Genomic DNA, 12,341 nt, shown 5'->3' on the forward strand with positions numbered 1-12,341 from the left:
GCGGAGCAGGGCGGAAAGGCCCGGTGACCGCTTGTGAGACTTTGGTCGAAGCCCGCCAACTTGACGGACACGGGCGTGCAGCGGACCATGCCGCTACGCACCTCTCTCATCGACAGGCACGCCCGAGGAGACCTTGGATATGAATCTGGACCTTTCCCGCCGCAGCTTTTTGAAGCTGACAGGCGCGGGGGCGGCAGCGACCACGCTTGGCGCGATGGGTTTCGGAGCGGCCGAGGCTGCCACCGCCGCCCATGTGCGCGAATTCAAGCTCGCCACCACCACCGAAACCCGCAACATCTGCACCTACTGCTCGGTAGCCTGCGGCGTCATCATGTATTCGCGCGGCGATCTGAACGCCGGTGAGCACGCTGAGTTGATCCATATCGAAGGCGATGCGGATCACCCGACCAACCGTGGCACGCTTTGCCCGAAGGGCGCGGCGCTCAAGGATTACGTCAAGGCCGAAACCCGCCTGACCCATCCGCGCATCCGCCGTCCGGGTTCTGACCGGTTCGAGGAGATCTCCTGGGACGAGGCTTTCGACAAGATCGCCCGCGCCCTCAAGGACGACCGCGATGCCAACCTTATTGAGCGCAATGAGGAAGGCGTGACGGTCAACCGCTGGACTTCGACCGGCTTCCTGGCGGCGTCGGCGACCACCAATGAAACCGCATGGCTGACCTGGAAGGCCGTGCGCTCGATGGGAATTGTCGGATTCGACAACCAGGCGAGGGTTTGACACGGCCCCACGGTGTCCAGTTTGGGCCCAACTTTTGGCCGTGGCGCGATGACCAACTCATGGACGGACATCGGCAACACAGACCTCGTCATCATCATGGGCGGCAATGCCGCCGAAGCACACCCGTGTGGTTTCAAGTGGGTAACTGAAGCCAAGAACAACCGTGGCGCCAAGTTGATCGTGGTCGATCCGCGCTTCAACCGCTCGGCTGCCGTGGCCGACTATTACGCACCGATCCGTCCCGGCTCGGACATCGCCTTCCTGATGGGGGTGATCCGCTGGTGCATGGAAAACGACAAGGTGCAGTGGCAGTACGTGCGCAACTACACCAATGCCTCGTATCTGGTGCGCGAGGACTTCGGCTGGCAGGACGGCCTGTTCACCGGCTATGACGAGGAAAACCGCAACTACAACCAGGAAAGCTGGGAATACCAGTTCGGTGAAGACGGCTACGTCCTGACCGATCCATCGATGGAACACCCGCGCTGCGTGTGGAACCTGCTGCGCGAGCACGTCGATGTCTACACGCCGGAATTCGTCGAGAACATCTGCGGCACGCCGAAGGACCGCTTCCTCAGGATCTGCGAAATGATCGGCGAAACGTCTTCCCCGACGAAGACGATGACCTCGATGTACGCGCTCGGCTGGACCCAGCATTCCAAGGGTGCGCAGAACATCCGTGGCATGGCCATGCTGCAGCTGCTGCTGGGCAACATCGGTGTGCCCGGCGGCGGCATGAACGCGTTGCGTGGGCATTCCAACATCCAGGGCCTGACCGACGTCGGCCTGATGTCGAACCTGATCCCCGGCTACCTGGCGATCCCGAAGGAAAGCGAGCCCGATTTCGACAGCTACATCTCGACCCGGGGCAACAAGCCGTTGCGCCCGAACCAGATGAGCTACTGGCAGAACTACAACAAATTCTTCGTCAGTTTCATGAAGTCGTTGTGGGGCGAGCATGCGACGGCCGAGAACGACTGGGGCTACGACTGGCTGCCCAAGCTCGACGTGCCTGAATACGACGCCATGCGCATGTTCCATATGGCGACCGAAGACAAGATCAACATCTACTTCTTCCAGGGCTTCAACCCGCTGCTCGCGTTCCCCAACCGGGCCAAGCTGACCGAAGCCTTCTCGAAGGTGAAGCTGATCGTGGTTATGGATCCGCTGGAAACCGAAACCGCCGCGTTCTGGGAAAACCACGGTATCTATAACGACGTGGATACCGCCTCGATCCAGACCGAGGTGCTGGAACTTCCCACCACCTGCTTCGCCGAGGACGAGGGCGCCACGGTGAGCTCGGGCCGTGCGCTGCAATGGCACTGGGCCGGCGCGACGCCACCGGGCAAGGCCAAGACCGACAACGAGATCATGGCCAACATCTTCCAGCGCGTGCGCAAGCTGTACCAGGAAGAAGGCGGCGTGTGCCCCGAGCCGATCCTCAACCTGGCCTGGGAATACGAGGATCCACTGCATCCGCATGCCAGCGAGCTGGCGCGTGAACTGAACGGACGCGCGCTGGAGGATCTGTACGATCCGGCCGATCCATCCAGGCTGCTGGTGGCCAAGGGTGAGCAACTGTCCGGCTTCGGCCAGTTGCGCGCCGATGGTTCGACGATGGCCGGCTGCTGGATCTACACCGGCTGCTGGACCGAGGACGGCAACATGATGGCGCGGCGCGACAACAGCGACCCCAGTGGCATGGGCGTGCACGCCAACTGGGCGTTCGTATGGCCGGCCAATCGCCGGGTGCTGTACAACCGCGCCTCCTGCGATATCGACGGCAAACCCTGGGATCCTTCCCGGGTGCTGGTCGAATGGAACGGCGAACGCTGGGTCGGGCCTGATGTGCCGGACATTGCGCCCACCGCCCATCCGCATGAGGTCGGCCCGTTCATCATGAACCCGGAGGGCAGCAGCCGCTTCTTCTCGCGCAAGCTGATGCGCGACGGGCCGTTCCCCACGCACATGGAGCCGTTCGAAAGCCCGGTCGAGAATCCGTTCAACCGCAGGATGCGCGGCAACCCGGTGGCCCGGATCTTCCCGGACGATCTGGCCGGGCTGGGCACCAGCGACCAGTTCCCGTGCGTGGCCACCTCGTACCGGCTGACCGAGCATTTCCACTACTGGACCAAGCACAATCGCGTGAATGCGGTGAACCAGCCCGAGTTCTTCGTGGAGATCAGCGAGGAGCTTGCCGCCGAGCGTGGCATCGCCAAGGGTGACCGCGTGCGGGTCTGGTCCTCCCGCAACCAGATCTGGGCCAAGGCGGTTGTGACCAAGCGCATCCGTCCGCTGATCTGCGACGGCAAGACCGTGCACGTGGTCGGCATCCCGATCCATTGGGGTTTCAAGGGTGCGGCACGCAAGGGCTTCGGCTCCAACTCGCTGGGCCCGTTCGTCGGTGATGCCAACATCAACACGCCCGAGTTCAAGGCCTATCTGGTCAATATCGAGCGTGCAGCACAGCAGGAGGTGCCGGTATGAGTGTCGAACGTGCCCCCCAGCCGATGACGGCGGCGGCCAATCCGCCGGTCCAGCCGCTGGCTTCCAACCTGCTGGCCAGCGATGTGGTCAAGGCCTCGGCCACACCCAGCCTGCCGCCGCCCGAGCGGCAGCTGACCCAGGTCGCCAAGCTGATCGATGTGTCCAAGTGCATCGGTTGCAAGGCCTGCCAGACCGCCTGCATCGAATGGAATGACACCCATCCGGAGATCGAGGAAAACGTCGGGGTCTACGAGAACCCGCACGATCTCACTCCGGACATGTTCACGCTGATGCGGTACACCGAGTACGAGAACCCGGACAGCGGCGACCTCGAATGGCTGATCCGCAAGGACGGCTGCATGCATTGTGCGGATCCGGGCTGCCTCAAGGCCTGCCCGGCGCCGGGCGCGATCGTGCAGTACTCCAACGGCATCGTCGATTTCATTTCCGACAACTGCATCGGTTGCGGCTACTGCGTCACCGGCTGCCCGTTCAACATTCCGCGCATCCACAAGACCGCGCACGTGTCGAAGAAGTGCACGCTGTGCTCGGACCGGGTAGCGGTGGGGCAGGGTCCGGCCTGCGCCAAGGCCTGCCCGACCGAGTGCATCAGCTTCGGCCCCAAGGAGGACATGATCGCCAAGGCGGAAGGCCGGATCGAGGATCTCAAGTCGCGCGGCTACAACAACGCCGGGCTGTACGATCCGCAGGGCGTCGGCGGCACCCACGTGATGTACGTGCTGCACCATGCCGACAAGCCGTCGCTGTATGCCGGCCTGCCGGACGATCCGCAAATCTCGCCAGCGGTGGAAGCCTGGAAGGGCCCGGCCAAGACCGTAGGCCTGCTTGCCGCCGGCGCCGCCGTGGCCGGTGCCGCGCTGCACGGGCTGTTCGCGCGCGCCAACAAGGTCAGTGCGCAGGAGGAGCAGGAAGCCGAAGCACTGGTCGCCAGCCAGGCGGATGCGGACGGCGACGAGGCATCGGGTGCAAATGACGGCAGGAACACGCCATGAGCCGGCCCAGCAAGAAAATGGCTAGGGAGAATCGTATCCATTCGATGCCCGGTGACGAACTGGTCAGCCGAAAGCCGGTGGTGGTGCATCGTTATCGCGGCTTTACCCGGATCAACCACTGGATCACCGCTGCCTGCATGATCCTGCTGCTGCTTTCCGGCTTCGCGTTCTTCCATCCTTCGCTGTACTGGCTGACCGGCCTGTTCGGCGGCGGCCAGACCACACGCTGGCTGCATCCGATCATCGGCCTGGTGCTGGTGGTCAGCTTCTTCGGCCTGTTCGTGCAGATGTGGCGACTCAACCTGCCGGTGCGCGAGGATGCCGAATGGAGCCGGAAGATCGGCGATGTGATCCGCGGCAACGAGGAAAACCTGCCGGAACTGGGCAAGTACAACGCCGGCCAGAAGCTGGTGTTCTGGGCAATGGCCGGGTTGATCCTGATCATGGTCGTGAGCGGTGTGATCATCTGGGAACAGTACATTCCGCTCTGGCGTGATTTTGCACCGGGGCTGGCGTCGATCCCGGCGCGCCGGGTGGCGGTGATCGTCCATGCCGCGGCGGCGTTCTGCTCGGTCCTGGTGTTCGTCATCCATGTCTACGCGGCGATCTGGACCCGCGGCACGATCCGGGCGATGACCCGGGGCACCGTCACCGGCGGCTGGGCGTTCCGCCACCATCGCAAGTGGCTGCGCGAGCTGGCTGGACGCGGCACCACCCGCCCCGCAGAATGACTCCCGTCGGCCGTGTCCGGTCATGTGGCCGGACACGGCGGGCGGCATCGTCAACGAATCCCCCTTCTTCGACGAACCGGCCGCACCCGGCAATGCCGGATCGTTGTCCTGAACGATGCCCGCGTTTTTCGTGTATTGGCGAGGTCATGATGGAAGATCTGCAACCCGACCCCACCCTCATCGGCGGCGTGCCGAAACCGCCGCTGGCATTTCTGCCCGAGCCGGTGAAGCTGTTCCAGGCGCGCGCGCGCCGTTTCGCCTTTCTGGCTGAAAGCAATGAACTGGCACCGTACCTGAGCTTCCTGGCCGAATTGTCACGCCTGCAAGCGCGCCTGGCCGCGACCCTGCCGGCGCTGGAACCATTGCCAGCGGACCAGGTCGCCAAGGCGCTTGGCGCCGGCATGCCGCCGATCAATCGCAGCCTGCTTGCCGACGACGCAGGCCTGGCCGATACCCTGCACGCGCTGCTGGAAGGCGCGGCGGAACTGGACATGCCCGCAGCCGCGCGGGAAGCGCTGGACGCGGTGCGCGGTGCCGATACCGAAACCCGGCAATGGCTGCTCGGCAACGTGCTGGCAGACAACATTTCCACCGAGGCTCCCGCTGCACACCTTTTCGTTGCAGCGGCGGTGCAGGTGCACCTGTCACGGCTGGCCGCAACGCTTGATCCCGAGATACTGGTGCCGGTGTCTGTTGGCGTATGCCCGGCCTGCGGCGGCCGCCCGGCAACCTCGTCGGTAATGGGCATGCAGGGCATCGAAAACATCCGCTACGCCAGTTGCGGCTGCTGCGCCACGCGCTGGAACGAGGTGCGGGTCAAATGCCTGTGCTGCGGCTCGACCAAGGGCATCAGCTACCGCTCGGTCGGCACCGATGACGCCACGGTCAAGGCCGAGCTGTGCAACGAGTGCAAGTCCTGGGTGAAGATCTTCTACCAGGTCAGGAATGCCAGTCTGGACCCGGTCGCCGACGACGTCGGCAGCCTCGGTCTGGACATGCTGATGCGCGATACCGACTTCACGCGCGGCAGCTTCAACCCCTTCATCGTCGGATACTGATGGCCGGCTTCCGCAACCTGCCCAGCGTCGATCAGGTGCTTGTCTCGGAAGCAGGGCAGGCGCTGGTACGGACACACGGACACAGCGCGGTGGTGAAGGCCGTGCGAGCCCGGCTGCAGCACATGCGCGAAGCCATCCGTGCTGGCGAAGACGGCGATGCCCTAGCGGTGGCGCTGCCGGCACTGCTGCAACAGGATCTGGCCGCTGCCGCGCGCGCGTCGCTGCGGCCGGTATTGAACCTGACGGGCACCGTGCTGCACACCAATCTGGGCCGCGCGCTGCTGGCCGACGCGGCATGCCAGGCCGCAACCGCCGCGATGGCCAATCCGTTGGCGCTGGAGTTCGATCTTGACAGCGGTGGTCGCGGCGAGCGCGACGACCACCTGCGCGGCCTGCTGTGCGAGTTGACCGGCGCCGAAGACGCCACCGTGGTCAACAACAATGCCGCGGCGGTGCTGCTGGTGCTCAACACCTTCGGCCTCGGGCGCGAAACCATCGTCTCGCGTGGCGAACTGATCGAGATCGGCGGCGCCTTCCGGCTGCCCGAGATCATGGCCCGCGCCGGCGTCACACTGGTCGAAGTCGGCACCACCAACCGCACCCATGCGCGCGATTACACAGCCGCACTCGGCCCCGATACCGGCCTGATCCTGAAGGTGCACACGTCCAACTACCGGATCGAAGGCTTCACTGCCGAAGTGCCCGCGCCGGAACTGGCGAGGATTGCGCACAAGGGTGGCGTGCCGTTGCTCAATGATCTGGGCTCCGGCTCGCTGCTGGATCTTTCGCGCTACGGCCTACGCCGCGAGCCGACCGTGGCCGAAGCGGTGGCCGAGGGCGCCGGTCTGGTGACCTTCTCCGGCGACAAGCTGCTCGGCGGGCCGCAGGCCGGTTTCATCGTCGGTCGCCGTGAACTGGTCGAGGCGATCAACCGCAACCCGCTCAAACGCGCGCTGCGGCTGGACAAGATCCGCCTCGCCGCGCTGGAAGCGACACTGCATCTGTACCGCGATCCGGACCGGCTCACGCAGCGTCTGCCGACATTGCGCCATCTGGCTCGCAGCCAGGCCGATATCGCGGCTCAGGCTGAACGTCTGGCACCGCAGGTGGGCGCGCTGCTGGCGGCGCATGGCTTCAGCGTGAGTGTCTGCGAATGCCGCAGCCAGGCCGGTTCCGGCGCATTGCCGGTCGATACCATTGCCAGTGCCGGATTGCGCCTGAGCGGCGGAGGCGGTGATGCGCCGGACCGTCTTTCGGCACAGCTGCGCACACTGCCGACGCCCGTCATCGGCCACATCCGCGACGGCGCACTGATCCTCGATCTGCGCTGTCTCGACGACGACGCGACCCTGCTCGACGCACTGCGCGCGCTGACACCGTGACAGGCATCCGGTATCACACGAATGCCGGTCAAAATGTGGGTTCCACCGCTACGCGGCTTGAACCGACCTGTGATGTACGCACCGGAAACCGGGAAAATGCAGGTCGGCTCAAGCGCCACCGGCGCGGAGCCGACGGCTGCCAGCATCTGATCGGGAGCATTGGCCAACATTTGACCGGCAACAGGACACCAGCCCCATGATCATCGGCACCGCCGGCCATATCGACCACGGCAAAACTGCGCTGGTGAAGGCACTGACCGGTATTGCCGGCGACCGCCTGAGCGAGGAGAAGGCGCGCGGCATCACCATCGAACTGGGTTTCGCCTATGCCGATCTTGGCGGAGGCGGCATCACCGGTTTCGTGGATGTGCCCGGCCACGAACGGCTGGTGCGCACCATGCTGGCCGGTGCCGGCGGCATCGATTTCGCGCTGCTGGTGGTCGCCGCCGACGACGGAGTAATGCCGCAGACGCTGGAACATCTGGCCATCCTCGACCTGCTCGGCCTGTCGGGCGGCATCGTGGCGATGACCAAGGCCGATCTCGCCGATTCCGGGCGGCGTGCGCAGGTGCAGGCGCAGATCCGTGCAGCGCTGGCCGGCACCGGATTGGCCGATGCGCCGATCATGCCGGTATCGGCGACCACCGGCGAAGGCATCGACGCGCTGCGTGCCGCCCTGGTCCGCGCTGCGCAACAGTTGCCGGCGCGTGCAGCCAGCGGGCCGTTCCGCTTCGCGGTGGATCGCAGCTTCACCCTGGCCGGTACCGGCACCGTGGTCACCGGCACGGTGCTGTCGGGCAAGGTTGCGGTTGGTGACGGCGTGATGATCAGCCCGCTCGGCTTGCCGGCGCGGGTGCGCGGCATCCATGCACAGAACCTCAAGTCCGATACCGGCGTGGCCGGCCAGCGCTGCGCCCTGAATCTGGCCGGCGAGGGCGTCGGCAAGGATGCGATCCATCGCGGCGACCTGATTCTGACACCGCCACTGCACGCGCCCAGTGACCGTATCGATGCCGTGCTGCGGGTGCTGGGAAGCGAGAACAAACCGGTCACCACTTGGTTCCCGGTGCATCTGCACAGCCATGCGGTCGAAGTGCCGGCGCGGGTCGTGCCGCTGGCCGGCGAACTGAAGCCGGGGCAGGCCGGGCTGGTGCAGATCGTGCTGGAAAGGCCGATCGCGGCCAGCGTCGGTGACCGCTTCGTACTACGCGACACCTCGGCCAGCCGCAGTATCGGCGGCGGCCATTTCATCGACCTGCGCGCCCCGGCGCGCAAGCGCGGCACGCCGGAACGGCTGGCCTGGCTGCAAGCGGCACGCAACACCGACCCTGCCACCGCGCTGGCCGGCCTGCTGGCGGTCGCGCCGGTGGACATGCCCGCTTTCCTGCGTGATCGCGCGCTGGATCAGGACGATGGCCCGGCCCTGTGCGCGCAATGCAATGCAGTGATGATCGAGGAACTGGCCGTTTCCGTCGCGCACTTGGCCGAGTTGGAAACGCAACTGGGTACAACGCTCGCCGACTTCCACGAAACCCATCCCGATCTGGCCGGTCTGGGGCGCGAAAAGCTGCGCTTGCTGCTGCAACCGCGTCTGACCAAGCCCGCCTTCCTCGCCTTCCTGCAGCAACAGGCCGACGCTGGACATATCGTGCTGGATGGTGCCTTCGTGCGCCTGCCCGGTCATGTCGTGCAGCTTGCCGAAGCCGACGCTCTCGTCTGGCAACGGATCCAGCCCGGGCTGCTGGGCGAAGGCCGTTTCCGCCCGCCGCGCGTGCGCGATTTCGCTCATGAATTTGACATCGACGAACGCGATATCCGCCGGATATTGAAATTGGTGCAACGTCAGGGCTTGGTCTACCAGGTCGCCCACGACCACTTCTTCGCCCGCGAGGTGGTGCGCGAAATGGCCGGCTTCGCAAAAGACCTGGCTGCCGGCAGCGATGACGGCTGGTTCGGTGCTGCCGCCTTCCGCGATTGCATGGACAACGGCCGCAAGGTCGCCATCCAGATCCTCGATTTCTTCGACGGCCTCGGCCTCACCCTGCGCCGTGGCGATCTGCGCCGCATCAACCCGCATCGGCGCGATTTGTTTGATGGGTAGGGCGCTTCGGGATGCTCCGGGTCCGCTCATTCCGGCTCACGGGTCTGTGGCATACACGGTGTTGCTGGCGCAGACGGGTTCAGCCGTGAAGGTCAACGCACGCAAGGTGAAAGTGCTCCCCGAAAGGGGCAGGGACGTGTCGGCAATACCGGCAGCCGCGTTCGCGGCAGGCATGGTTTTTTGCCATGATGATCGCTTGGAAATTCCTGGCTCCCGAGTGTTTGGCAGGGCCGGCAACGAGGGCGGCGGATCAGGTTCTGGAATGCGCCAACGCAATCCCGGTTCCGCCGGATGGTCGGCAGGAAATCACAGGCAGGTCGCCAGCGCGGTAACCGGCTTCTGCGCAGTCCGGCGCAGGGCTGTTCGGGAGTCATCGTGAAATGAAAAGGTTCTGGGTGCTGTTGTCAGTGCTGCTGGCGCTTCCGGCCGCTGCTGCCGAACTGACGGTTTCCGCTGCCGCCAGTCTGACCGAGAGTTTTCGCGAGATCGCGAGTGCCTATCAGGACGCGCATCCGGGCACGCAGGTGCATCTGAATCTTGCCGCGTCCGGGGTGCTGCTGCAGCAGATTGCGCGCGGTGCGCCGGTGGATGTGCTGGCTTCCGCCGACGAGGCCACGATGGACAGGGCGCAGCACGACGGCCTGATCGATCCGCAGACGCGACACGTGTTCGCCAGCAACAGCCTGTGGCTGGTGGTGCCGCTGGCGTCGACAGCAGTACCGGCCGCGTTGGACGAACTGACCGGAGACGGGTTCAAGCGCGTGGCCATCGGTCATCCGGACAGCGTGCCGGCGGGCCGCTATGCGAAGGGTGCGCTGGAACAGGCCGGGCTGTGGGAGGCGCTGCAATCGCGCGCGATCCTGACCCAGAACGTGCGTCAGGCGCTGAACTACGTGACGCGCGGCGAGGTGGATGCCGGCTTCGTCTATGCCACCGATGCGCACACCGTGCGCGAACATGTGCGGCCGGCGTTTCAGGTGCCGGTCGAAGGCGGCATCCACTATCCGCTGGCGATGGTGGCGGCCAGCCGCGAGCCGGAGGAGGCGCGGCGCTTCATCGCCTTCGTGCGTTCGGAACAGGGTCAGACCATCCTGCGCAGCCACGGTTTCGGCAATCCTTAATCCGATGCTGGATCTGGACTGGAGCGCGCTGTGGTTGTCGCTGAAGGTGGCCGGCTGGGCCACCGCGATCAACCTCGTGCTCGGTGTTGCGTTCGGCGCGCTGCTGGCGCGACGCCGTTTTCCTGGCCGTGAATTGCTGGATACCGTATTCACCCTGCCACTGGTGTTGCCGCCCACGGTGCTGGGCTATTACCTGCTGGTGCTGGTGGGTCGCAACGGGCCGCTGGGAGCGTGGTTGCAGGACAGCTTCGGCATCAATCTGGTGTTCACCTGGCAGGCGGCGGTGATCGCGGCGGCGGTGGCCTCGTTCCCGCTGGTGTTCAAGCCGGCGCGTGCCGCGTTCGAGGGCGTTGACCGGCAACTGGAGCAGGCTGCGCGCACCCTGGGCGTATCCGAGGTGGCACTGTTTTTCCGGGTGAGCCTGCCGCTGGCCTGGCGCGGCATTCTTGCCGGCCTGCTGCTGGCATTCGCACGCGCGATGGGCGAATTCGGCGCCACCATCATGGTGGCCGGCAGCATTCCGGGGCAGACCCAGACCCTGTCCATCGCCATCTACGAAGCGGTGCAGGCCGGCAACGATGGCCGCGCCAACCTGCTGGTGCTGGTGTCCTCGCTGGTCTGCATCGCGGTGTTGCTGCTGGCGGCGCGACTGGCCGGCCGTTCTGGCGGGAGCAGGCACGATGTGGCTTGAAATGGACATCGAGCGTCAGTTGCGCGCCGCCGGCCGCGAGTTCCGCTTGCAGGTGGCGCTGGCCTGCACCCAGCCGCGCGTGGTGCTGTTCGGCCCTTCCGGCGCGGGCAAGAGCCTGACACTGAAGGCCATCGCCGGATTGCTGCGCCCGGAGCGCGGCACGATCCGGATGCATGGGCAGACGTTGTTCGATGCCGGCGCGAACATCGAGCTGCCGCCGCAGCAACGCCGGATCGGCTACGTGTTCCAGGACTATGCGCTGTTCCCGCACTTGAATGTGCGCCAGAACGTCGGTTTCGGTCTGAACAAGCGCTGCCTGAATGCGCGGCGCGGCACCCGCATCGAGGCGGTGGAGCAGTGGCTTCAGACTTTCCGCATCGACCATCTCGCCGACTCCCTGCCGGCGCAGATTTCCGGTGGACAACGGCAGCGCGTGGCCTTGGCGCGGGCGCTGGTGACGCAGCCGCAGGCGCTGCTGCTGGACGAACCCTTCGCTGCGCTGGATCGTGATTTGCGCGGTCTTCTGCGGCAGGAACTGGAAACGGTATTGGACAACACCGGCATCCCGCTGCTGCTGATCAGCCACGACCCCGAGGATGTGAGGATGTTCGGCCAGCAGGTGGTGCAGCTGGCCGAAGGGCGGGTGCGTGTCTGAGTGACGTCATTCCACAGGTGACAGATCGACACATGAAGCCGGTCGCGAGCGGCCCAGCCGGCGCCGGGCCGGGCGCAGAAATATTGATCCTGTTCTGACGCACGGCGGATGCCACCCTACGCCGTTGCCCGATGATGGCAGACGCCGTCATCCGGGTGTGGAACAGGTGATGGCAAGCTGGGCTTCCAGCGGGCAAACTGGGTCGGCCGAAGCGGATGACGCGCGGCCACGAATGGAAGGGAATCGTCTCCGGTGGGGCGGCTGGACTTCAAATCCTGTTGGGGCAGCGAGCCTGTCCCGGGTGGGTTCGACTCCCACTCCCTTCCGCCATCCGGGTCCGCTAGAAAGTCTGAAGGCCGCCGC

Annotated in this window: 9 protein-coding genes and 1 tRNA gene; all 10 read left to right on the forward strand. The window is 65.5% G+C overall.

What is annotated here, in order from left to right:
• The first annotated feature begins 139 nt into the window (after positions 1 to 139).
• The 10 genes from fdnG (at position 140) to WDB66_RS05225 (ending at position 12,308) form a co-directional block, all read left to right on the forward strand.
• Positions 140 to 3,226, forward strand: a complete 3,087-nt coding sequence (gene fdnG / locus WDB66_RS05180) for a formate dehydrogenase-N subunit alpha (RefSeq protein WP_339397465.1) — start codon at positions 140 to 142, stop codon at positions 3,224 to 3,226.
• 23 nt (positions 3,227 to 3,249) lie between these two features.
• Positions 3,250 to 4,239, forward strand: a complete 990-nt coding sequence (fdxH, locus tag WDB66_RS05185) for a formate dehydrogenase subunit beta (protein WP_339397510.1) — start codon at positions 3,250 to 3,252, stop codon at positions 4,237 to 4,239.
• Positions 4,236 to 4,970 (forward strand): formate dehydrogenase subunit gamma, encoded by a 735-nt coding sequence (locus WDB66_RS05190; RefSeq protein WP_339397466.1) that lies wholly within the window; start codon positions 4,236 to 4,238, stop codon positions 4,968 to 4,970. The genes fdxH and WDB66_RS05190 overlap by 4 nt, the downstream gene beginning before the upstream one ends.
• A gap of 146 nt (positions 4,971 to 5,116) precedes the next feature.
• Positions 5,117 to 6,028 (forward strand): formate dehydrogenase accessory protein FdhE, encoded by a 912-nt coding sequence (gene fdhE / locus WDB66_RS05195; RefSeq protein WP_339397467.1) that lies wholly within the window; start codon positions 5,117 to 5,119, stop codon positions 6,026 to 6,028.
• Positions 6,028 to 7,410 carry an L-seryl-tRNA(Sec) selenium transferase gene (selA, locus tag WDB66_RS05200; RefSeq protein WP_339397468.1) on the forward strand — a complete coding sequence of 461 codons (1,383 nt, stop codon included), beginning with the start codon at positions 6,028 to 6,030 and terminating at the stop codon, positions 7,408 to 7,410. Before fdhE ends, selA begins: the two co-directional genes overlap by 1 nt.
• A gap of 196 nt (positions 7,411 to 7,606) precedes the next feature.
• Positions 7,607 to 9,511 carry a selenocysteine-specific translation elongation factor gene (gene selB / locus WDB66_RS05205; RefSeq protein WP_339397469.1) on the forward strand — a complete coding sequence of 635 codons (1,905 nt, stop codon included), beginning with the start codon at positions 7,607 to 7,609 and terminating at the stop codon, positions 9,509 to 9,511.
• A 380-nt stretch (positions 9,512 to 9,891) separates the two neighbouring features.
• On the forward strand, positions 9,892 to 10,632 hold the full coding sequence (gene modA, locus WDB66_RS05210; protein ID WP_339397470.1) for a molybdate ABC transporter substrate-binding protein: 741 nt from the start codon (positions 9,892 to 9,894) through the stop codon (positions 10,630 to 10,632).
• A 7-nt stretch (positions 10,633 to 10,639) separates the two neighbouring features.
• On the forward strand, positions 10,640 to 11,323 hold the full coding sequence (modB, locus tag WDB66_RS05215) for a molybdate ABC transporter permease subunit (RefSeq protein ID WP_339397511.1): 684 nt from the start codon (positions 10,640 to 10,642) through the stop codon (positions 11,321 to 11,323).
• Positions 11,313 to 11,978, forward strand: a complete 666-nt coding sequence (locus WDB66_RS05220; protein WP_339397471.1) for an ATP-binding cassette domain-containing protein — start codon at positions 11,313 to 11,315, stop codon at positions 11,976 to 11,978. The genes modB and WDB66_RS05220 overlap by 11 nt, the downstream gene beginning before the upstream one ends.
• Before the next feature lie 234 nt (positions 11,979 to 12,212).
• A tRNA-Sec gene (locus WDB66_RS05225) sits at positions 12,213 to 12,308 on the forward strand.
• Positions 12,309 to 12,341: the final 33 nt, after the last annotated feature.

Source organism: Denitratimonas organivorans (assembly GCF_037478135.1).
GTDB lineage: Bacteria > Pseudomonadota > Gammaproteobacteria > Xanthomonadales > Xanthomonadaceae > Denitratimonas.